This window comes from Marinomonas vulgaris (assembly GCF_018145875.1).
In the GTDB taxonomy this organism is placed as follows: Bacteria; Pseudomonadota; Gammaproteobacteria; order Pseudomonadales; family Marinomonadaceae; genus Marinomonas; species Marinomonas vulgaris.
Genome location: NZ_JAGSSV010000001.1, coordinates 298,393 through 319,176, shown reverse-complemented (window position 1 = coordinate 319,176; position 20,784 = coordinate 298,393). Strand labels below are relative to the sequence as shown.

At 43.6% G+C, this 20,784-nt stretch carries 21 protein-coding genes; 17 read left to right on the top strand and 4 right to left on the bottom strand.

Annotation, left to right across the window (positions count from 1 at the left end; genetic code table 11):
• Positions 1–11 precede the first annotated feature (11 nt).
• A complete protein-coding gene (locus J9B83_RS01525) occupies positions 12–1,847 on the bottom strand; it encodes an ABC transporter ATP-binding protein (RefSeq protein ID WP_211534949.1) in 1,836 nt (611 codons plus the stop codon).
• A 115-nt stretch (positions 1,848–1,962) separates the two neighbouring features.
• Positions 1,963–2,409 (bottom strand): YebG family protein, encoded by a 447-nt coding sequence (locus tag J9B83_RS16055; RefSeq protein ID WP_211534948.1) that lies wholly within the window; start codon positions 2,407–2,409, stop codon positions 1,963–1,965.
• An 84-nt stretch (positions 2,410–2,493) separates the two neighbouring features.
• Here J9B83_RS16055 and J9B83_RS01515 point away from each other — a divergent pair, with 84 nt between their 5' ends.
• The 6 genes from J9B83_RS01515 (at position 2,494) to J9B83_RS01490 (ending at position 7,080) form a co-directional block, all read left to right on the top strand.
• Entirely contained in the window at positions 2,494–3,417 is a 924-nt protein-coding gene (locus J9B83_RS01515; protein WP_236037039.1) for a mechanosensitive ion channel family protein, read from the top strand.
• Positions 3,408–3,995, top strand: coding sequence for a DUF1439 domain-containing protein (locus J9B83_RS01510; protein WP_211534947.1), 588 nt, complete (start codon positions 3,408–3,410; stop codon positions 3,993–3,995). The genes J9B83_RS01515 and J9B83_RS01510 overlap by 10 nt, the downstream gene beginning before the upstream one ends.
• A gap of 85 nt (positions 3,996–4,080) precedes the next feature.
• Complete coding sequence (locus J9B83_RS01505) at positions 4,081–4,560, top strand: FKBP-type peptidyl-prolyl cis-trans isomerase (RefSeq protein WP_211534946.1); 480 nt, start codon at positions 4,081–4,083, stop codon at positions 4,558–4,560.
• Between the two features lie 245 nt (positions 4,561–4,805).
• Positions 4,806–5,177, top strand: coding sequence for a hypothetical protein (locus tag J9B83_RS01500; protein ID WP_211534945.1), 372 nt, complete (start codon positions 4,806–4,808; stop codon positions 5,175–5,177).
• Complete coding sequence (locus J9B83_RS01495; RefSeq protein ID WP_211534944.1) at positions 5,177–6,550, top strand: class II fumarate hydratase; 1,374 nt, start codon at positions 5,177–5,179, stop codon at positions 6,548–6,550. Before J9B83_RS01500 ends, J9B83_RS01495 begins: the two co-directional genes overlap by 1 nt.
• 71 nt (positions 6,551–6,621) lie before the next feature.
• Positions 6,622–7,080: a GNAT family N-acetyltransferase gene (locus J9B83_RS01490; protein WP_211534943.1), complete on the top strand. Its 459-nt coding sequence runs from the start codon at positions 6,622–6,624 to the stop codon at positions 7,078–7,080.
• Between the two features lie 15 nt (positions 7,081–7,095).
• Here the strand turns inward: J9B83_RS01490 and J9B83_RS01485 are convergent, their stop codons facing one another.
• Together J9B83_RS01485 and J9B83_RS01480 are read right to left on the bottom strand one after the other, a co-directional pair.
• Positions 7,096–7,359: a DUF3820 family protein gene (locus J9B83_RS01485; RefSeq protein ID WP_211534942.1), complete on the bottom strand. Its 264-nt coding sequence runs from the start codon at positions 7,357–7,359 to the stop codon at positions 7,096–7,098.
• Positions 7,360–7,407: 48 nt separating this feature from the next.
• A complete protein-coding gene (locus J9B83_RS01480; protein ID WP_211534941.1) occupies positions 7,408–8,298 on the bottom strand; it encodes a LysR family transcriptional regulator in 891 nt (296 codons plus the stop codon).
• Between the two features lie 213 nt (positions 8,299–8,511).
• On the opposite strand from J9B83_RS01480, the gene J9B83_RS01475 reads away from it, so the two are divergent.
• The 11 genes from J9B83_RS01475 to pseB all read left to right on the top strand — a co-directional run bounded on the left by J9B83_RS01475 (position 8,512) and on the right by pseB (position 20,784).
• Entirely contained in the window at positions 8,512–9,627 is a 1,116-nt protein-coding gene (locus J9B83_RS01475) for an S-(hydroxymethyl)glutathione dehydrogenase/class III alcohol dehydrogenase (RefSeq protein WP_211534940.1), read from the top strand.
• A gap of 65 nt (positions 9,628–9,692) precedes the next feature.
• Positions 9,693–10,523 (top strand): S-formylglutathione hydrolase, encoded by an 831-nt coding sequence (gene fghA / locus J9B83_RS01470; protein WP_211534939.1) that lies wholly within the window; start codon positions 9,693–9,695, stop codon positions 10,521–10,523.
• Positions 10,524–10,808: 285 nt separating this feature from the next.
• On the top strand, positions 10,809–11,051 hold the full coding sequence (locus tag J9B83_RS01465) for a type II toxin-antitoxin system Phd/YefM family antitoxin (protein WP_211534938.1): 243 nt from the start codon (positions 10,809–10,811) through the stop codon (positions 11,049–11,051).
• A gap of 53 nt (positions 11,052–11,104) precedes the next feature.
• On the top strand, positions 11,105–12,124 hold the full coding sequence (locus tag J9B83_RS01460; RefSeq protein WP_211534937.1) for a Stealth CR1 domain-containing protein: 1,020 nt from the start codon (positions 11,105–11,107) through the stop codon (positions 12,122–12,124).
• 78 nt (positions 12,125–12,202) lie between these two features.
• Positions 12,203–13,600: a mannose-1-phosphate guanylyltransferase/mannose-6-phosphate isomerase gene (locus tag J9B83_RS01455; RefSeq protein WP_211534936.1), complete on the top strand. Its 1,398-nt coding sequence runs from the start codon at positions 12,203–12,205 to the stop codon at positions 13,598–13,600.
• 69 nt (positions 13,601–13,669) lie between these two features.
• Positions 13,670–14,662, top strand: coding sequence for an NAD-dependent epimerase (locus J9B83_RS01450; protein WP_211534935.1), 993 nt, complete (start codon positions 13,670–13,672; stop codon positions 14,660–14,662).
• Entirely contained in the window at positions 14,659–15,825 is a 1,167-nt protein-coding gene (locus tag J9B83_RS01445; RefSeq protein ID WP_211534934.1) for a nucleotide sugar dehydrogenase, read from the top strand. Before J9B83_RS01450 ends, J9B83_RS01445 begins: the two co-directional genes overlap by 4 nt.
• A 61-nt stretch (positions 15,826–15,886) precedes the next feature.
• Positions 15,887–17,686 carry an ABC transporter ATP-binding protein gene (locus J9B83_RS01440; protein ID WP_211534933.1) on the top strand — a complete coding sequence of 600 codons (1,800 nt, stop codon included), beginning with the start codon at positions 15,887–15,889 and terminating at the stop codon, positions 17,684–17,686.
• Positions 17,687–17,694: 8 nt separating this feature from the next.
• Positions 17,695–18,840 (top strand): glycosyltransferase family protein, encoded by a 1,146-nt coding sequence (locus tag J9B83_RS01435; RefSeq protein WP_211534932.1) that lies wholly within the window; start codon positions 17,695–17,697, stop codon positions 18,838–18,840.
• Complete coding sequence (locus J9B83_RS01430) at positions 18,837–19,757, top strand: phytanoyl-CoA dioxygenase family protein (RefSeq protein WP_211534931.1); 921 nt, start codon at positions 18,837–18,839, stop codon at positions 19,755–19,757. Before J9B83_RS01435 ends, J9B83_RS01430 begins: the two co-directional genes overlap by 4 nt.
• 10 nt (positions 19,758–19,767) lie before the next feature.
• Entirely contained in the window at positions 19,768–20,784 is a 1,017-nt protein-coding gene (pseB, locus tag J9B83_RS01425; RefSeq protein ID WP_211534930.1) for a UDP-N-acetylglucosamine 4,6-dehydratase (inverting), read from the top strand.

Here is a 20,784-nt window from a genome sequence, read left to right as displayed (position 1 = left end):
AACGAAGACGCTTAACGATACCCTTCCGCTTGCAGGGTAAATAAGTGTGCGTATTGACCCTGTTGAGCGAGTAGTTCCTCGTGGGTGCCACGTTCTTTGATGTGGCCCTGTTCCATCACAATGATTTCATGAGCTAAACGCACCGTAGAAAAACGGTGCGAAATCAAAATCGCCATCTTGTCTTTGGTGTGCTCTTGAAAATGCTGAAAAATATTGGCTTCGGCTTGTGCGTCCATGGCGGCGGTGGGTTCGTCTAGCACTAAAATGTCGGCGTCTTCGCGCATAAAAGCACGCGCCAAAGCGATTTTTTGCCATTGTCCACCAGACAATTCCTGACCGCCTTTAAACCAGCGACCCAGTTGAGTTTGATAGCCTTTTTCCAATTGATCAATAAAGTCGGTGGCCTTGCCTAAGTTAGCGGCTTTTTGCCAGCCTTCTGTGTCGTCAAAACGCTCATTGTCGCCGGCACCAATGTTTTCGCCCACGGTAAATTGGTAGCGGACAAAATCTTGAAAGATCACCCCAACACGCTTTAATAAGCTGGCTTCGCCCCATTCTAATAAGTCTAAACCATCGAGCAAAATTCGCCCTTCGGTGGGATGATAAAGGCGAGTTAACAGTTTGATTAAGGTGGTTTTTCCTGAGCCGTTTTCTCCCACAATGGCGAGGCTGTGGCCGGGGCGAATGTGTAAATTAACGTTCGACAACGCCGGTTTGCTCGTACCTGGGTACAAAAAACTCACGTTTTCAAAACGAATGCCATCGTGGGCGTGAGGACCATGAGTTAAGCCCGCGGTGGTACTGGGCGTTTCTTGTTCTAGGTAGTCGTACAGGTTGGAGAGATATAAATTGTCTTCGTACATACCGCTGATGGCAGTAAGCGAGGCAGACACCGCCCTTTGTCCTTGCCTAAACAGCAAAAGATACATGGTCATTTGACCAAGCGTGATGGCACCGACTATGGTGTCGCTGACAATCCAGGCGTAGGCGCCGTAAAACACCAAGGTGCTGAGTACGCCTAGGGCAAATCCCCAGCTTTCGCGGCGTAAAATTAAGCGTTTGCTTTCTTTGAAGAGCTTCACAAAAATGTCGGAATAACGCTGTAAGAAGCGCTCGCCTAGTTGGTACAGTCGCACTTCTTTGATGTTGTCTTCGCGTGCTAATAGAGTCTCGAGGTAGTTTTGCTGGCGCACTTCAGGAGAACGCCAGCGAAACATCAAAAAGGCATCGCCAGAGAATTTGGCCTCCGCGATGAACGCTGGTAATGCGCCGCAAATCAGCAGCACCAAGGCCCATGGCGAAAAGTGCCACAACAAGACCGCGAAACTCGATAGGGAAATGGCATTTTGCAGCAAGGTAAAGGTTTTATTGACCAAGGCGAGTGGCCGGCTGGAGGCTTCACGACGAGCCTGCACCAGTTTGTCGTAAAACTCTGAATCCTCAAAGTGTGACAAAGTCAGCGTTTGCGCTTTCTCCAAGATCATTAAATTGACTTTTTGACCGAGTAAACCTTGTAAAATGGCTTTTTGTGCGGTTAAAGCTCGTTGTCCGGCGGCAATCAGTAACACCAAAATGCCTTCTAGCAATACGTAGCTGAGCGCGGTTTGATAATGCAGCACCTGGTCTTGCTTGTAACTTCCCATCGCCGCTAACACCGCATCGACGATTAATTGCCCTATGTAAGCCATGGCTGCAGGCAAAATTCCCACGACCAATGTAGCCAATGCTAAACCAAGCGTTAACGCAGGGGAGGTCTGCCAAACCAGTTCAATGGCTCGACGGCTGTAGCGAAATACCCCCAGCATGGTTTTGTCTAAAGTGTTTTTAGGGGACGCGACCGGTTTCATGAAATAACCCAACCATCAGAAAAGACAAAAAGAAGGGCATGATTATAAACGAACAGGCACTTATTTAGGCAGGAATAACAGACCACATCGACATCCATGTCAGGGTTTTGTTGGTTTAAGCGGCGTTACTTTCTAGTTCGTTCTCTAGACTGCTTTCTAAGTAGTCGTTTGTGTCATCGTCAAAAGCCGTATCGGTGTCGTCTTCGTTGTATACCATGTCTTCATCCGGTTCGATGATGAGGTCTTCAAGCGGTTTTTTCGGTGTTGAATCGGTTAAATCAAGCTGGTTGTCTTGGGTTTTCGAGGGACTTTTTTTTGCCTTGGTTGGGCTTTTCTTTTTGCTGCCCAATGCGTCTAGCAACGCGTCTTTATTTTCGGCAAGATACATAGACAAGGCTTCTTTTTGACTATGATCGCCAGCTAAGTCGGTTTGGTCTAACATTTCATACAGAGCGTCTGCTGTGTCGAGCAGCTTGTCGTAGGCATCGGCTTCGCTTTTGGAAGTAAAGGTCATTTTTTCGATTCCATTACGTTCTACAACATATTTAATAATTACAGGCATGATCCACCTCGCTAAAAATAATACTGTATAAATGTACAGTATTATTTTATGCTTTGTCCACGCTTTTATTTGTTGATCTGAGTAATGATTGTTAAAGTGACGGCCTTAAAAGAGGAAGCACTTTCTATGCCTGTTGATTTGTCCCAATTGGATTTTTCTATCTTGAATGATCATTTAGAGTTCGTGCTCACGTTCGCATGGATTTTATTGTCTTATTTGATTCGCCGCTATACAAAGCGAGCCATTAGCATCAATCAAAAGATTGAAAATGATAAAAGACGACAAAGAATCAACACGGTTGATAACATTTTTAATTTGTTATTAGTGGTTGGTTTGGTGCTGATTTGGTCGTCTGAGCTGCAGAATATTGCTATCTCTATTGCCGCCTTTATGGTGGCTTTGGTGCTGGCCACTAAAGAGTTTATTGCCTGTATCGTGGGGGCGTTTTATCGCGCTAGTACTCGGCCTTATCAAGTGGGTGATTGGATTCGTATTGCCAATTACGAAGGCGAAGTGACCGACAGCGACTGGCTATCGACCACCTTGTTTGAAGTAGATTTAAAAGGCGGTAGCTACGCTTACACCGGTCGAACAACCGTGGTGCCGAACAGTGTCTTGCTGCTGCATACGGTGCAAAACTTAAACTACATGCGTCGTTATGTCACCCACACTTTTTCCATTGCGCGCCAAACCGACGAAGTGAATTTGTTTGTGATTAAGGAGCAAATTTTAGAAAAAATTCGCGAATATTCAGAGCATTTTCACGAGGTGGCGATTCGCTATAACAGTCTCATCGAAAAACGCTTGGACATACGCATTTCGGGGCCTGAGCCACGTGTGCGAGTAACGACAACGGTGGAAGGTTTTAATGTTTTTACGGTGTCATTGTTTTGTCCAACCGAGGAAGCGGTAGACATTGAGCAAAAAGTCATGGCGGATTTTATGGCATTTTGGTACGAACAACGGGACGCCGCACAAGGCGTTAAAAGGAAAATAGAATGCGCTTGATACGAAATGTGATGATGTGTTCTTTGTTAGGTGTGTCTTTGTTGCTGGCCGGCTGTAACAGCTTTCGCATCAGTGAGGAAGAAGTAAACCAAGAAGTGACCAAACAGTTAGAGCAACAAGCCAAAAGTCACATCGAGCTGACGTTAGACGGCAACGCGTTGGATTTAGATTTGCTGGTTACCGACGCCGTGATCGATTTTACTGAGCGCGATGGCGGCTTGGTGTTAGTGGATTTAACGAGCGATTTAACCGGCACCTTGGCGGCGTTCGGGCAGACATTTACGCTAACAACGAACGTCAGTCCGTCGTTTGAGTCTGGCTTGCGCATCGAAGAAGATCGCCTGTATTTGGTGGCGCCTAAGATCACTAAAATAGAAGTGGAAGGATCGAGCTTCAGCGATAAAATGCTGCGCTCTACTTTGGGCGGCTTACACGATGATTTTGAAAAAGCTTTAGTGGAGTATTTCGATAAACACCCGGTGTATGTGTTGAACCACTCGGCATTTGAAAAAGCCGCCGCCGGCATGGTGAAAGACATTATTATCCATGAAGATGCAGTCGAACTGGCGGTGTTTTAACAGTAAAATGCGTTGGTTAACGCTAAAGTGCGACTACTCACTGGGCGATAAGGCTCAGTGACTGAATTAATTACGAGGAACCCCGATGCCGATTGCAGACAATCAAGTTGTTCAATTTCACTACACGTTGCGCCACGGCGACGAGTTAATAGAAACGTCGGCAGGCAAAGACCCTGCGGCGTATTTACATGGTCATGGCAATGTTATTCCTGGGCTTGAAAAAGCCATGGAAGGCAAAGAAGTTGGTGACGAATTTGAAGTGACCGTCGCGTGTGCCGATGCCTACGGCGAGCGCCATGAAGACCGAACTCAGCAAATGCCGGTCAAGCACTTGCAAGGCGCAAAACGTTGGAAAGCCGGCATGGTTGCCATGGTGAAAACCGATAAAGGCATGCGCCAGGTCACCGTTACCAAAGTCGGCTTAAAGCATTGCACGGTGGATTTAAACCACCCTTTATCAGGCAAAGACTTGACCTTTAATATCAACATTGCCGACGCTCGCGAAGCGACCAATGATGAAATTGCCCATGGTCACGCCCATGGGGTTGGTGGTCATCACCACTAAATAAAACCATAAAGTGAGTTAATTGCTAAGCCTCTGCTGCGTTGTTTCGCGGCAGGGGCTTTTTTTTGCTGGCAACTCTACGCAGGAAGATTATTGATATTCATCAAGGAAAGAATCACAAGATTGCGATTTTAATAAGAATCGTTATCAACTACTTGACATGCCTTTACCCTATCGACATTATTGATAATAGTTATCATTTATATTATTCGATCAAACAGACGCAAGTCTAAGAGGGTGAAGCCATGAGTCATTATTTAGTGCCATTTTCAGTGCTCGAACAGGTTATTCAAGGTGGGCAATGTGCGGATTCTCCAGAAGTGCTCTACCATTACCTCAACGTAACAGAAGAGTACGCCGAGCGTTTGAGCATTACTGATGCGACCTTGCTGCATCAACGGGTGTTCAATGTGCTGCTGGATACCGTGTGCGATACCACGCTGGCGAGCCATTGGCGTCAGACCTGTTTAGACAAGGTGTATCTGCCTTTGCAGCATCTAAAGCAATTGATTGTGACCTACCAAGACGCTAAAGAGTATTTCAAAATGGAGCACAATCTGCGAATTTTAAGCCACTATTTTATTTCTTCTTTCGAACATAAGGACGGTATTAATTGATGAAAATGCGCATCGAAAAAGACAGTATGGGCGAATTGAACGTACCAGAAAACGCCCTATATGGCGCGCAAACCCAGCGCGCTATTAATAACTTTCCTATCAGTCACGAACCTCTGCCAGAAGCCTTTATACGCTCGCTTATTTACATCAAAGCGGCGGCGGCGCGTGCGAACGAGTCTTTGAATTGTTTGTCAGCGGAGTTTTCCAAAGCGATACAGCACGCCTGTGATGAACTGTTGGATGCGGACGATTTGATGACGCATTTCCCTGTGGATGTGTTTCAAACGGGGTCGGGCACCAGTTCTAACATGAATGCTAATGAAGTCATTGCCACGCTCGCCAGTCGATACGCCGGCACAGCTATTAATCCGAATGATCACGTTAACTATGGTCAAAGCAGTAACGATGTTATCCCCAGCGCCATACACGTAAGCGCCACCTTGGAATTAACCGGTCGTTTGTTGCCGGCGCTGGAGTATCTGAGAGACTCGATTATTGCCAAGGGCAACGCCTTGGCTGGTTACACCAAAACCGGCCGAACCCATTTGATGGACGCCATGCCAGTGCGTTTGGATCAAACCTTCCATGCTTGGGCGGCGCAACTGCAAAACAACATCGACAATTTAACTTACCTAGAAAGTAAAACCACTCAGTTGGCTCAAGGCGGGACGGCAGTCGGAACCGGCATCAATGCGCACTCAGAATTTGCCGATCAATTCGCCAAAGAGTTGTCTGATTTGACCAAGGTGACTTTTAGTAAGGGCGATAACTTTTTTGCTTTAATCGGTTCACAAGATACCGCGGTCGCCTTATCGGGTCAGCTCAAAGCCGTGGCGGTAACTTACATGAAAATCGCCAACGACCTGCGTTGGATGAATTCAGGCCCGTTGGCCGGTCTTGGGGAAATTTCCTTGCAAGCTTTGCAGCCAGGCTCGTCCATCATGCCGGGTAAGGTGAACCCCGTGATTCCAGAAGCTACCGCTATGGTGGCGGCGCAAGTCATTGGTAACGACGCGGCCATTACCGTCGGTGGTCAATCGGGCAATTTTGAGCTGAATGTGATGTTACCAATGATAGCTAAAAACCTTCTGAACAGCATCAGCTTGTTGGCCAACAGCGGGCAACTGCTTGCCGACAACGCCATCACCACGCTGACGGTGAACGAAGACAAACTCAACGAAGCCTTGCATCGTAATCCCATCTTGGTCACCGCGTTAAACCCGATTATCGGCTACGCCAACGCCGCCGATATCGCCAAAAAAGCCTACAAAGAAGGTCGACCAGTCGTCGATGTTGCGGAGGAAGAAACCGACCTCAGCCGCGACGAATTGCTGGCCCTGCTCGACCCTGCCAAACTGACCCATGGAGGCTAAATCGAGTAAAAGCGTGACCTGCTGTGTGCTATAGTCTTTTGATTATTCCACGATGAAGAAGAAAGATAATTATGGAAACGTCAGTAGGTTTACGCTTAGCGACCATATCCGATGCTGAGTGTTTGTTGGCTTGGCGCAATGATTCAGCCACGCGTTCTGCCTCACACCATCAAGATGAGATTAGATTGGTTGATCATTTAGCGTGGCTAAAGGCGTCCCTTGCTCGGTCTGACGATCGGCGTATTTGGATTGCAGAAGTCGCCGGCGTGGCGGTAGGCACCTGTCGAGCCGACAAAGTCGAGGGTGCATGGGAGCTGTCTTGGACGGTGGCACCAGAGGCGCGAGGCAAAGGCATTGCCCATCAAATGTTGTCTGAGCTGGTAAAGCAATTTGATCAGCAGCCGCTAGTGGCGCAAGTTAAAGTGGATAACCTTGCGTCGATGAAGGTGGCAGAGCGTGCGGGTTTTGTTTTAAAGCGCGACTCAGGCCAAGACGACGCTATTTTGCTGTATGTTCATCAATCTTCTTAGGTCACATCGGCTAGGTTAGTCATCAAAACGAATGCGAACCTTGGGTTCGTCTGGTGTTTTATCAGTTGGCTTTCGTAAGGGATCGACCAATTTTTCCAAGCCGTTTATTTTAATTTCTAGTGCTAATTGCAGCCATAGCCCCAAATTACCATTCGGCCAACCCTCATGGGCAAACCACAATAAATACGCCTCTGGCAGGTCGATCAACACTCGCCCCTGATACTTACCAAACGGCATGGTTTGGCGAGCCACTTGTACTAAATCTTGTTGGGAAAACATACCCGATACCCGCTAGAAAAATTAGTCGAGTATTTAAACACACTGACTTTATTTGGCAAAGGCGGAAGGCTGTTTGAAGTTTTCCACTAGGTAATCACAAATGCTTTGTAATTTGGGCGAGGGCTGACGCACTTTGGGATACACCAGCCAGACGCCGCTGTAGGGGTATTGGTATTGAGTGAGAAGGGCGACCAGTTTGCCGCTGGCAATGTCGTCTGCCACATAATAGTCTGGCAGTTGCGCGATGCCCATGCCTTTGCGAACGGCGTCTAATAAAGCGGGGCCAGAGTTGCTGCGCCACTGGCTGTTAATCTTCATTTCTTTACGCTGCCCATCTTGCTGAAACAACCAGTGATTTTTAGAGCCGATCAAGCAACGATGTTTGTTCAATTCGGCCAATGTGTGGGGCATGCCGTGCTGATCAATGTAATCCCGCGAAGCGCACAAATATTCGACCCGATCACACAGGCGACGGGATAAATGGCTGGAATCTTTCATGGCGCCCATGCGAATGGCGAGGTCGTAGCCTTCTTCAATGAGGTCTACGGCGCGGTTAGTAAGATGAAAATCCAGCTCAATTTTCGGATGTGCCAATAAAAAGTCGTTCATTAAGGGTGCAATATAGCGCTCGCCGAAGGTGGTGGCGCTGGTCATTTTGAAGGGCCCAATCGGTGCTTGGTTTAAGCTGGAAATCACTTCTTCGGCGCTACTGAGCGCTTCAGGTAAGCCGCGACAATGCTGATAATACAGCTCGCCCGCGTCGCTCAAACGGATTCGTCGAGTGGTGCGAAACAGCAGGGTGCTGCCAAGTTCGGCTTCTAATTGCGTAATTAAACGACTGATGTGTGACGCCGACACGCCCAGCTTTATGGCTGCCGCCGAAAAGCTGCCCTGACGGATTACTTCGACAAACGCTTCCATGGCTTCCCAGTTTTTCATTGCGGCTCCTTTGTCGTTTCAGTGCGACGAATCGATGATGAGTTGAGTGAATTTGTGTTGTTATATTATAACAAACAAGGCGTTTTTTAAAAGGATTGTTGCTGTATGACAACAATCCTTTGCTGAAACAGATATTATTCTTTGAATGATTTGCCGCTAGACTGTTGTTATTAAATTGATAAATACACGATGAAACACACTTTGGAGAAAACAATGAAATGTAAAGCTGCTGTTGCTTGGGGCCCAGGCCAACCTCTTAAAATTGAAGAAGTCGACGTGCAAGATCCGCAAGCCGGTGAAGTCTTGGTTCGTATGGTGGCGACGGGTGTTTGTCACACAGACGCATTCACCTTGTCTGGCGAAGATCCAGAAGGCGTTTTCCCCGCTATCTTAGGCCACGAAGGCGCGGGCATTGTCGAAGCGATTGGCGAAGGCGTGACCTCGTTGAGCGTGGGCGACCACGTTATTCCACTTTACACCGCAGAATGTGGCGAGTGTAAATTCTGTAAATCCGGCAAAACCAACTTGTGCAGCGCCGTGCGTGAGACACAAGGTAAAGGCTTGATGCCAGATGGTACGAGCCGTTTTAGCATCAATGGCGAGCCGATTTTCCATTACATGGGTACGTCTACTTTTTCTGAATACAGCGTAGTGCCAGAAATCGCCTTGGCGAAAATTCACGTGGACGCACCGTTGGAAAAAGTCTGCTTGCTAGGTTGTGGTATCACCACCGGCATAGGCGCGGTATTGAACACGGCGAAAGTCCAAGAAGGCGATACTGTGGCGGTGTTTGGCCTTGGCGGTATCGGTTTGTCTTGTATTCAAGGTGCTCGCATGGCGGGTGCGTCTCGCATTATTGCCATCGACATCAACGAATCTAAGTTTGAAATGGCGAAGCAGTTCGGTGCAACCGATTGTGTGAACCCGAAAAACTTTGATGCACCTATTCAGCAAGTCATTGTTGATATGACCGATGGCGGCGTGGATTACTCTTTTGAGTGTATCGGTAATGTTCAGGTAATGCGTTCTGCTCTTGAGTGTTGTCACAAAGGCTGGGGCGAATCCATCGTTATTGGCGTGGCGGGCGCGGGCCAAGAAATCTCCACTCGTCCATTCCAATTGGTGACAGGGCGCGTATGGAAAGGCTCGGCATTTGGTGGCGTAAAAGGTCGCAGCCAGTTGCCAGGTTATGTGGAAGATTACATGAATGGCAAAATCGAAATCGATCCATTCGTTACCCACACCATGTCGCTTGAGCAAATCAACGACGCCTTCGACTTGATGCACAAAGGCGAAAGTATCCGTACGGTCATTTTGTTCGATAAATAAACCGTTATAACCGATTGAAAAAGCCCGCTCAGCGGGCTTTTTTTGCCAATAACAAGGAGACACTTATGGAACTGTTATCAAGCACAAAAAGCTTCGGTGGCTGGTTGAAGCGTTATAAGCATGAAAGCGTGTCGGTAAAAAGTGAGATGACCTTCGCGATTTACCTACCACCACAGGCGGAAACACAAAGCGTGCCTGTGTTGTATTGGTTATCTGGGTTAACCTGTACCGATGAAAACTTCACGCAAAAAGCCGGCGCCTTTCGTAAAGCAGCGGAATTGGGTTTGGCGATTGTCTGTCCAGATACCAGCCCGCGCGGTACTGATTACCCAAATGAACACGACAGCTACGACTTCGGCTCTGGAGCGGGTTTTTACGTAAACGCGACCGTAGCGCCTTATTCGAATACTTACCACATGTACGATTATGTGGTGCAAGAGTTGCCAAAATTGGTTGAAAGTCATTTTCCTGTCACCGATAAACGTTCGATTTCCGGGCATTCCATGGGCGGCCACGGCGCTTTGATTTGTGCTTTGAAGAACCCTGATGTGTATCAGTCGGTGTCGGCATTTTCACCGATCGTTAACCCGACTCAGTGCCCTTGGGGTGAAAAAGCCTTCACTGGTTACTTGGGTGAAGATCGCGCGGTTTGGACAGAATGGGACGCGACTTGTCTTGTAGAAACAGCAGAAGAGCGTTTACCTCTGCTCATCGACCAAGGCGAAGCAGACAACTTCTTGGTGGAGCAGCTGAAACCTGAAGCGCTAGAAGCCGTGTGTGAGAAAGTCGGACACCCGATTACCTTACGACGTCAGCCTGGGTACGACCACAGCTATTTCTTCATCGCCAGCTTCATCGATGAGCATTTGGAGTTTCACTCGAAAGCCTTGAGTTAGTCGGTTTTTAGGCCTTAAGTTTTTTAGGTAATTCAAACCAAGCGACGTTTCTCCTCGAAACTACCGCCTACCTCGTCGAAACGTCGCTTGGTTTTCTTAAAAGTAGTCCTTAAAGAAGTTTTTCCTTGAAGCTACCGCATGTCTAGTCGAAGCGTCGCTTGGTTTTTTATAATGCGTTTACTCAGATTTTTTGATTTGAGGATGTGGGTAATTTTTTCCAGTATTGACGTGCATTGTTTTGAGCGTAGAATTTTCCTACAAATTTGAACAGTCTTGAGGTGCGTAATGTCTGGTGTGACGGTAGTAGAAGCAAATAGGAGCTTACATCAATTAATTGATGAGGCCGCAGTGACTCATCAGCCTATTGTCATTACTGGTAAACGTAATAATGCGGTTTTAATTTCAGAAGAAGATTGGTCTTCGATTCAAGAAACATTATTTTTGTTGTCCGTACCGAAGATGCGTGATTCTATTTGTAAGGGTATGGATACACCTATAAGTGAGTGTGATGAAGATCTTGAGTCTTAATCTTCGAGATAATTTTTTGTCGCAAAGTAACGTATTAATAAACGGACATATCCATGCAAAGCAATGTCATAAAAAGTCAGCCCGACCCCATCGATGCGGTGATTACTTGGGTCGACGGTAGTACTTCGTCTCATCGTCAAAAACGTCAAGAATACATGGCGCTGGAAGCTGAGCCTCTGCATGAAAATGCTTCGAACCCCCACCGTTGGGTGTGCAGTGATGAAGTCTTGTATTGCCTTCAATCGATTGAAAACAACGCGCCGTGGATACGCAATATTTGGCTGGTGGTTGACGAAGAGGGCCCTGATTTGTCGAGCCTTTCAGATAACATTCGCGCTAAGGTTCAATTGGTTTACCATTCAGAAATTTTCGCTGGTTTTACTCAGGTATTACCTACGTTTAACTCCTTAACCATAGAAAGTATGTTGTGGCGAATTGAGGGCTTGAGCGAGCGTTTTGTGTATTTCAATGACGATGTGTTTTTGACAGCGCCTTTGACACCGAGCGATTTATTCGATGATCATCGCCCAATATTGCGAGGCAAATGGGTTGATTACAGCGATGTGTTGAGTAATGCCACCGCACGAAAAGATCCGGCTAAATTTCATCAGTTTATGCAGATACAAGCCGCCGAGATGGTTGGTTTTCCACCACATAAACTGTTTTCATCCGCTCATGTTGTACATCCTTTTTTACGCTCAAAAATGGCTGAAATGTTTGACCGTCATCGGGACGCTTTCATTGATAACATACAGTATCGATTTCGTAACCTAGCGCAATTTCTTCCTCAAGGCTTGCATAACCACGCTTGTATTCGTGATCAAGAGGCTGTTATTAGCACAGCAGAAGACTGCCTTCACATTGTCAGTGGACAAGGAAAGGGCCAACCAGCCGAAGAAACACTGGCCTTGTTAATCAAAGCCACAGATCCAAACATCAAATTCCTCTGTGTGAACGACCTCCCACAGCTTATAGACATCATCCCAGACGCCGAGGAAATCATCGCCCAAGCGATTGGTGGATTTCCTACCCCTAGAACACCTTTGGACAGAACACCTAGCCCTAGGATTTAATTTTATTGAGTTGTATTTCTCATGTAGGAGATTTGATAGAATCCGTGCACGGTTTTTGTCATATACGAAGGGCGTCGCGTGAAAATTATCCCTGTGATCTTGTCAGGTGGTGTTGGAAGTCGCTTGTGGCCATTGTCTCGCGATTATTTTCCTAAACAATGCTTTGCTCTCGTAGAAGAAAAACACAGCCTTTTGCAAAGCACTCTGTTGCGGCTAGACGGTTTAACCCTGGAAGACCCCATTGTTGTCTGCAATGAAAATCACCGATTTCTGATTGCCCAACAGCTGCAAGAAATTGGCGTGACCCAAGCGAGTATTGTGCTGGAACCAAAAGGTCGTAACACAGCGCCTGCGATTGCGCTGGCAGCATTAGAAGCTCAGCATAAAAATACCGATGAAGCCTTACTGTTAGTTTTACCTGCTGATCATGTAATACGCGATGAGGCGGCGTTTGAATCGGCCATTCAACAAGCGGCGGAGCTGGCTAAAAACAATGCTTTAGTGACCTTTGGGGTACAACCAACACGACCAGAAACGGGCTACGGTTACATTCGATCCGGTGCGGATTTCGCGGTAGTGGAGTTTGTCGAAAAGCCAGACGAGGCGACAGCTCAGGCTTATCTCGATTCTGGGGATTATTTGTGGAACAGCGGCATGTTTTTGTTCAAAGCCGCCGCTTTTTTAGAAGAACTCACTACGCACAGTGAAGACATCGCCAACGCCGTGGCAGCAGCCTACCAAGCCCGTAGTGAAGACATGGACTTCGTACGCATTGATGCCGACGCTTTTGCGGCTTGCCCAGCCGAGTCCATTGACTACGCTGTGATGGAACCCACGAAAAATGCCAAAGTTGTGCCTTATGCGGGCGATTGGAGTGACATTGGTGCCTGGGATGCGCTCTACGACTACGCTGACAAAGACGCTGACAATAATGTTTTACTCGGTGATGTAATGGCAGAAGGGTCTAACGATTGTTTAGTTCGTTCTGAATCTCGTTTGGTCGCTGCGGTAGGCGTGAGTAACTTAGTAATTGCTGAAACCGCCGACGCTGTTTTAGTGATGGACAAAAACAACGCCCAAGACGTAAAGAAGATTGTTAAACGTATTCAAGCCGAAGGCCGTGAAGAGCACATGTTTCACACCACGGTGCATCGCCCTTGGGGAAGTTATCAGGTACTTGACTCAGGCGAACGTTTTTTAGTGAAGCGAATTGTAGTTAAGCCAGGTCAAAAACTTAGTTTACAAATGCATTACCATAGAGCAGAGCATTGGGTTGTTGTGTCTGGCACAGCAAAAGTTCAAAATGGCGATCAAGAAATGATACTGACAGAAAACCAATCGACTTACATTCCCGTCGGTGTGGTGCATGTTTTAGAGAACCCTGGGAAAATTCCGTTAGAACTGATCGAAGTGCAATCGGGCAGTTACCTAGGTGAAGACGATATTCAGCGCTTTAGTGACTGGTATGGGCGGTGAAACCATCATATTAATCAATAAGTACTTCTGCAGTGTCATTAAATAAGTGAGAACTGGACTTAACAAATTATGAAATTTCTAGTTACCGGAGCCGCTGGCTTCATCGGTATGAATGTATGTAAACGTTTGCTTGATGCAGGCCATGAAGTTGTTGGTCTAGATAACCTAAACGCCTATTATCTTCCGCAGCTTAAGCAGCATCGGCTGGCTCAGCTGTTACCTATTAGTAACTTTCGTTTTGTTAAGTTAGATCTTGCTGATCGCGATGGCATGGCTAAATTGTTTAAAGAAGAGCAGTTTCAGCGAGTGATACACTTAGCAGCACAAGCGGGTGTGCGTTATTCGTTGGAAGCGCCTTTTGAGTACGTAGACAGCAACTTAGTTGGCATGATGACGGTGCTAGAAGGTTGTCGCCATAATAAGGTCGAGCATCTGGTATACGCGTCTTCAAGCTCAGTTTATGGCATGAATGCCAAGGTACCGTTTAGTGAAAGCGACATGGTTGATCACCCTGTGTCTTTGTATGCTGCGACAAAAAAATCCAGTGAATTAATGGCGCATTCGTATTCGCATCTCTACAATATTCCTACAACAGGGCTTCGGTTCTTTACCGTTTATGGCCCTGGCGGCCGACCTGATATGGCACCTTGGTTGTTTACGGAAGCTATTCTGAATGACAAGCCTATTAAAGTATTTAACCACGGCAAAATGATGCGTGATTTCACCTACATTGATGACATAGTAGAAGGTGTTATGCGTATTCAGGACGTGGTTCCTGATAATAAAGCGCCTTATGCTATTTACAATATTGGCAATAACCAGCCTATACAGCTGTCTGAGTTTATAGAAGCCATAGAAACAGCTTGCGGTAAAACCGCTAAGAAAAACTACATGGACATGCAGCCAGGAGATGTGCCTAAAACTTACGCAGATACCGCACAGCTTGAAGCCACGGTAGGGTACAAACCGTCAACAACAATTCAAGACGGTATGGTTAAGTTTGTTGAATGGTATAAGACCTTCCAAAAAGAATTAACGAATTTAAATGGACTAAAAAAATGAAAATTGCCATTGCCGGAACCGGCTACGTAGGTTTATCGAATGCCATGCTGCTTGCGCAGCATAACGACGTAATCGCTGTGGATATCGTTCCCGAAAAAGTCACTATGCTGAATAAAAAGCAATCTCCGATAGCTGATGTTGAAATAGAAGACTTTCTTGCTAATAAAGCGTTGAATTTTACCGCAACCTTGGACAAGCAAGCGGCTTATCAAGACGCCGAATTTGTGATTATCGCCACACCCACTGACTATGACACCAAGACCAATTACTTCAATACCGGCAGTGTTGAAGCCGTGATTCAGGATGTGCTTGCGGCCAACCCTAACGCTGTAATGGTGATCAAATCCACCGTGCCTGTTGGTTACACCAAAAGCGTATCAGAGAAATTTAATACTCAAAATATCTTGTTTTCCCCTGAGTTTTTGCGTGAAGGCAAAGCCCTGTATGACAATTTGCACCCATCACGCATTATAGTAGGTGAGCGCAGTGAACGCGCTGAAACTTTCGCTGGCTTGTTAAAGCAAGGTGCTTTGAAAGATAACATCGACGTTTTGTTTACCGACAGCACTGAAGCCGAAGCGGTGAAGCTGTTTTCTAATACTTACCTTGCGCTTCGAGTGGCTTACTTCAACGAGCTAGACACCTACTGTGAATCTCATGGTTTAGACACCAAACAAATCATCGACGGCGTGTCCCTTGATCCGCGTATTGGTAACCACTACAACAACCCAAGCTTTGGTTACGGTGGTTATTGCTTGCCAAAAGACACCAAGCAGCTGTTGGCGAATTACCAAGATGTGCCAAACAACCTGATTCGTGCCATTGTGGACTCAAACTCGACTCGCAAAGACTTCATCGCCGATTCAGTGATTGCCCGTAACCCGAAAGTCGTTGGTATATATCGGCTAGTGATGAAAACCGGCAGCGACAACTTCCGAGCTTCAGCCATTCAGGGCATTATGAAACGTATAAAAGCGAAAGGCATTGAAGTGGTTATCTACGAACCAGAACTGCATGAAAGCGACTTTTATAATTCCAAAGTGATGGAAGATCTAGAAGAATTTAAAACAATGTCAGACGTAATCATCGCGAACCGTATGACTAGTGATATTGCAGATGTAGTAGATAAGGTTTATACGCGAGATTTGTATGGTAATGATTGATTATTGCTATTACCGATAGTTACTTCCTTTAAACCAACGAATCTATAAAAAATATTTTAATATGCTTAAGTTAATCAAAGAACTGTTTATATTATTAACGCCTAAACAACGCAGACAGTTTTATACTCTGCAACTTTTAGTTGTTATTATGGCGATGGCTGAAATTGTTGGCGTTGCTTCTATCGCTCCTTTTATGGCATTAGTGGGTGATCCTTCTGTTTTAGATAGAGAGAATTTGATTTCTTATGTGTACAAAGTTTCTGGATTAAATAAACAAGACTATATGCTTTTAATAGGAGGTGGAGTACTCTTTATGCTGTTTTTAGCAAGCCTTATTTCTATAGTTACAACTTGGTATTTAGCAATGTTTTCTGCTAGAACTGGTATTGAAATAGGTGATAGATTGTATGAGTACTATGTCAATCAGCCATGGTTGTTTCATTCATCAGGAAGTAGTGCACAACTAACAAAAAATATAGCAAATGAATCTGGTAGAGTTACAAATCAAATCATTAGACCCCTAATGCAAATTAATGCAAAAATCATAATGGTTTTTTTTATGTCAATAGGTCTTTTGATTTATGATCCAAAAGTGGCTGTTTCAGGTTTGGTATTAATAATTTCTTCATATTTATTGTTGTATAGACTGATAAGGAAGAAAATAAGTATTAATGGGGGTAATCTATCTAAAGTGGCAACTCAGCGTTATCAATTAATGAATGAAGGTTTTGGTGGGATTAAGGATACTCTGTTACTTGGAAGGCAAGCTGACTTTGTAAGTCGTTTTAGAAGCACTGGACGTTTATTTTCATACAGTATGGGTAATAATACTGTTATAGGTCAAGTTCCTAGATATTTTATGGAGCTTTTAGCCTTTGGTTCTATGATAGGTATGGTTTTATATCTTTTATCTGCTCATGATAGCAAGTTAGGCTTAGTTCTTCCTATATTATCAGTTTATGCGTTAAGTGCATTTAAGCTATTGCCAGCATTCCAGTTAATTTACAATAGTGTTACTCAAATTAGAGGTGCACTATCAGCTTTTTATGCTATTCGTGATGACCTTATTGCATCTTCCAAGAATGAATTGCCTGACAGAATTGAGAAAGAAACCTGCCAAGGTCTAGAAATCAAAGGTAAAATCGAACTGAGAAATATTCTTTTTACTTACCCCGGTAAAAATAAGCCAGCATTAGTTGATTTAAATATAAATATAGATGTTAACTCTACGGTGGGTATTGTAGGTAGTTCTGGGGCTGGAAAGTCAACAGTAATCGATATATTACTTGCACTTATTTCTCCAAGTGAAGGTGAATTGATAATAAATGGACAAGTGATTAATGAATTAAATAAGCGAGCTTGGCAGAATGAAGTTGGTTTTGTTCCTCAATCAATATTCTTATCAGAGGGGACAGTTATGGAAAATGTTGCATTTGGTATTCCGGTGCAAGAAATTGATATGGTTAAAGTTAAACATGCAATTAAACTTGCTCATCTAGATTCACTTGTTGAGTCGTTAGAATATGGAGTTCATACAAAAGTTGGTGAGCGTGGTGTACAGTTATCTGGTGGGCAACGCCAACGCATTGGTATTGCTAGAGCTTTGTATAATGATGCAAAAATATTAGTTTTCGATGAAGCAACTAGTGCTCTTGATGGTATTACTGAGAAAATGATCATGAGCGCTATAAGTGATTTTAATGGTAAGAAAACTATAGTGATGATAGCTCATAGATTATCAACAGTAAAAAAGTGCGATCAAATATATTTTATGGAAAATGGCTATGTAGTTTCCAAAGGTAGTTATGCAGATCTTATAAAAAACAACTCAAGCTTTAAAAAGATGGCTGATAATAGTTAGGTATAAATATGGCTCATATATTTAAGCACCCTGATAATGGTACTAAAGGGATTATTGTTTTTACACACAAAGAATTTTATCTGTTGTCTTCTAGGAGTGTATCTAAAAAAGAGAAAATTAAACGACTAGTTTCTTTTAAAAAAAATTACTTAAGGTATCTTCTTTTAAAAAGGTTTAAGAAGTCTATTGGTTTGATAGGGAAATATTATTATGTCGGCGTGCACTGGGGGTTTTATGCACGAGACATTGAAACACCCTCTTGGGTAGATTTTCATATGACATCACCGGGCACTACAACTTTTAATGGAGACCCTTTTGTGATTCCGTTGAGTTCAGCTCACTTCACACCTCTAGTAATGACGAAAGAAAACGGATGTGAAAAGTATTGGGACTTAATTTGTGTTGCAAAAAATGATATTAAAAAAAAATATCCGGAACTTTTATCTTCTGTTAAAAAGTTATATGAGATGGGAGAAAAATATCGTATTTTATTCGTGATTGCATCAAACTCAGTCGAAAAGAAAAGTGCCTATTACACATCTATATTAGACGATTATTTTGAAGTGTTTTCAGCTGAGGAAAGGGAGATGTTTACAATAATCAAAACAGATCCTAAAACAGGCTTTCAAGGCCTCTCTTATACTATGCTGTCATATTTTTATAATAGATCGAAAGTTTTTACACTCTTTTCTCAAGTTGAAGGTCATGCAAAAGTTGTCAAAGAGGCTCAGCTTTGCGGTATGCCTATTGTCGTGAAAAATGATTTAAGAGGTGGTGTGAAAGATAGTTTAAACGAAAAAAATTCCCTTTTTTTTAGCGATTATGATAATGCTCATTTGGTATTGAAGAAGGCGATTGATAATTATACCTCTTTTAATGTTGATGTTGAGAGTTTAGAGAGCGAGTTGGGAGAAAAGAAGTCTTTAGAAAGGTTGTGCCATTATTTTAAGGTCTTGTATGAAAAAAATGATAGCTTTTTTGATGGAAATCTTATTAATACATCTAATTTAAATAGGCGTCTTCCAGCTCATTATTTTGATGAATCTATAAAGTGGGCCTCTTCTTCAAAATTCAGATTCACAACCACAGATATTACTAATTTGGAGATGATGGAACTATTCTTATTAGAGTTGAAGTGTGGAGTGAAAATATGAGTTTATGCTTTAGTATTTTAAAAAACAAATTATTTGAAAAAAGATCTAATAATGTTAAAAAGTCTGATATTGACTCTCTTAACTCCGATGTCATACGTTCTTTGAAAAGTGAATCTTTAGGTTATTATCTTAATAAAAAATCTGATATTGAGCTTCCTGTTAATGATTTTTTTTGTGAAAAGGATGCTGTTTATAGAATAATGGAAGATGGTGTTTTTGTCATTCCTAATTTTATTGATGAATATCTGGTAAATATATTGTGCAAAAAAATAGATCATGAAATGGAGTCTTATAAGAGTAAAGTGAATAGTCAAGGGTTTTATGAAAATGAATCGGTTATTTTACAGTCTCAAGTGAAAAAAGTAAAAGGTTATAATGCATTATCTATGAATCCAAAAACCATATTTGATTTCAGAGGGGGGGACGATGCTGGTATGGTTGATATATTTAATGTAGATAGGCTTTTTCAATCTGATATAGAGAGGAAAGCTATAAATGAAATTGTTAAAAATAAATTTTTAACTGATTTTCTAAAGTCTCTCCCGAAACCTTTGAAAGTTCAAAATATAAACTCATATGTTAATTCTGGGGTAACATCTACTCGTGGTTTTCACGTAGATACATACGATAGACAAATAAAAATTTTTATATATCTTACTGATGTTCTCGACTTTTGTAATGGCCCATATACTTATGTTAGAGGTACACATATTGACACCCCTTATCGTAGATTGAATAGATATCTTTCGCAGAGCTTGAAAACCAAAACAGAAACTCCAATCATACCTTATCAGGATATATACCCAATACTAGCACCCAAAGGGTCATTAGTCGTTTCAGATCAATCTGGTTTTCATCGAGGTTTTCCGCAGGAAGTTAATGGTTTTCGTCGTATTCTGACTATTAATTGTAAATAAAGAGATTCAAATGTTAAATAACAAAAGCGTATTAATCACGGGTGGCACTGGATCATTTGGTAAAAAGTTTATTGAGACGATTCTTGCTCGTTATCCAGATGTAAAAAAAATTATTATTTACTCTCGTGATGAGCTGAAGCAGTCGGTTATCAAACAAAAATATCCTGCTTACGACTTTTCGCAGTTACGTTTTTTTATTGGTGATGTACGTGATAAAGAGCGATTGACGCAAGCATGTGAAGGTGTCGATGTGATTATCCATGCGGCGGCGATTAAGCAAGTAGATACGGCAGAATATAATCCAACTGAATGCATTCGTACAAACATTGATGGTGCTGAAAATGTGATTCACGCAGCGTTAGCGTGTGGCGTTCAAAACGTTGTAGCTCTATCGACTGATAAAGCCTGTGCTCCGATTAATCTTTACGGTGCAACTAAATTGGCGTCAGACAAACTTTTTGCAGCAGCGAATAATATTCGTGGTTCTAAAGATATCAGGTTTAGCGTGGTTCGTTACGGTAATGTAATGGGGTCTCGTGGTTCTGTAATTCCTTTTTTCTTAGACAAACGAAAAGAAGGAGTTTTACCGATTACTCACAGAGAAATGACGCGTTTTAATATCTCACTGCAAGATGGTGTTGATTTGGTGATGTTTGCTTTAGCAAATCATTTAGGTGGTGAAATTTTCATACCTAAAATACCTTCCTATAAAATCCTAGACATTGCAGAGGCCGTTGCGCCAGAGTGTGAACTACGTGATGTAGGTATTCGTCCTGGTGAAAAACTACATGAAGAGATGATTACAGATACTGACTCGCTTAATACTATAGATTTAGGGGATTACTATGCGATTCTTCCTTCTGTTTCTTATACCTACAGCGAAGAAGACTACATGGCTCATCATAAAGCGGAAAAAGTTCCCTTTGGTTTCAAATACAACTCTGGAACCAATACACTGTGGGAAACTATTGATGGCCTGCGCCAGCTTATTGTTGAACATGTTGATCCAACCTTCAAAGTACAGTGA

What these genes read in the sequence shown, in the direction of transcription:
- J9B83_RS01525 (WP_211534949.1), bottom strand. Translation starts at nt 1,847, where the DNA reads ATGAAACCGGTCGCGTCCCCTAAAAACACTTTAGACAAAACCATGCTG.
- J9B83_RS16055 (WP_211534948.1), bottom strand. Translation starts at nt 2,409, where the DNA reads ATGCCTGTAATTATTAAATATGTTGTAGAACGTAATGGAATCGAAAAA.
- J9B83_RS01515 (WP_236037039.1), top strand. Translation starts at nt 2,494, where the DNA reads ATGATTGTTAAAGTGACGGCCTTAAAAGAGGAAGCACTTTCTATGCCT.
- J9B83_RS01510 (WP_211534947.1), top strand. Translation starts at nt 3,408, where the DNA reads ATGCGCTTGATACGAAATGTGATGATGTGTTCTTTGTTAGGTGTGTCT.
- J9B83_RS01505 (WP_211534946.1), top strand. Translation starts at nt 4,081, where the DNA reads ATGCCGATTGCAGACAATCAAGTTGTTCAATTTCACTACACGTTGCGC.
- J9B83_RS01500 (WP_211534945.1), top strand. Translation starts at nt 4,806, where the DNA reads ATGAGTCATTATTTAGTGCCATTTTCAGTGCTCGAACAGGTTATTCAA.
- J9B83_RS01495 (WP_211534944.1), top strand. Translation starts at nt 5,177, where the DNA reads ATGAAAATGCGCATCGAAAAAGACAGTATGGGCGAATTGAACGTACCA.
- J9B83_RS01490 (WP_211534943.1), top strand. Translation starts at nt 6,622, where the DNA reads ATGGAAACGTCAGTAGGTTTACGCTTAGCGACCATATCCGATGCTGAG.
- J9B83_RS01485 (WP_211534942.1), bottom strand. Translation starts at nt 7,359, where the DNA reads ATGTTTTCCCAACAAGATTTAGTACAAGTGGCTCGCCAAACCATGCCG.
- J9B83_RS01480 (WP_211534941.1), bottom strand. Translation starts at nt 8,298, where the DNA reads ATGAAAAACTGGGAAGCCATGGAAGCGTTTGTCGAAGTAATCCGTCAG.
- J9B83_RS01475 (WP_211534940.1), top strand. Translation starts at nt 8,512, where the DNA reads ATGAAATGTAAAGCTGCTGTTGCTTGGGGCCCAGGCCAACCTCTTAAA.
- fghA (WP_211534939.1), top strand. Translation starts at nt 9,693, where the DNA reads ATGGAACTGTTATCAAGCACAAAAAGCTTCGGTGGCTGGTTGAAGCGT.
- J9B83_RS01465 (WP_211534938.1), top strand. Translation starts at nt 10,809, where the DNA reads ATGTCTGGTGTGACGGTAGTAGAAGCAAATAGGAGCTTACATCAATTA.
- J9B83_RS01460 (WP_211534937.1), top strand. Translation starts at nt 11,105, where the DNA reads ATGCAAAGCAATGTCATAAAAAGTCAGCCCGACCCCATCGATGCGGTG.
- J9B83_RS01450 (WP_211534935.1), top strand. Translation starts at nt 13,670, where the DNA reads ATGAAATTTCTAGTTACCGGAGCCGCTGGCTTCATCGGTATGAATGTA.
- J9B83_RS01445 (WP_211534934.1), top strand. Translation starts at nt 14,659, where the DNA reads ATGAAAATTGCCATTGCCGGAACCGGCTACGTAGGTTTATCGAATGCC.
- J9B83_RS01440 (WP_211534933.1), top strand. Translation starts at nt 15,887, where the DNA reads ATGCTTAAGTTAATCAAAGAACTGTTTATATTATTAACGCCTAAACAA.
- J9B83_RS01435 (WP_211534932.1), top strand. Translation starts at nt 17,695, where the DNA reads ATGGCTCATATATTTAAGCACCCTGATAATGGTACTAAAGGGATTATT.
- J9B83_RS01430 (WP_211534931.1), top strand. Translation starts at nt 18,837, where the DNA reads ATGAGTTTATGCTTTAGTATTTTAAAAAACAAATTATTTGAAAAAAGA.
- pseB (WP_211534930.1), top strand. Translation starts at nt 19,768, where the DNA reads ATGTTAAATAACAAAAGCGTATTAATCACGGGTGGCACTGGATCATTT.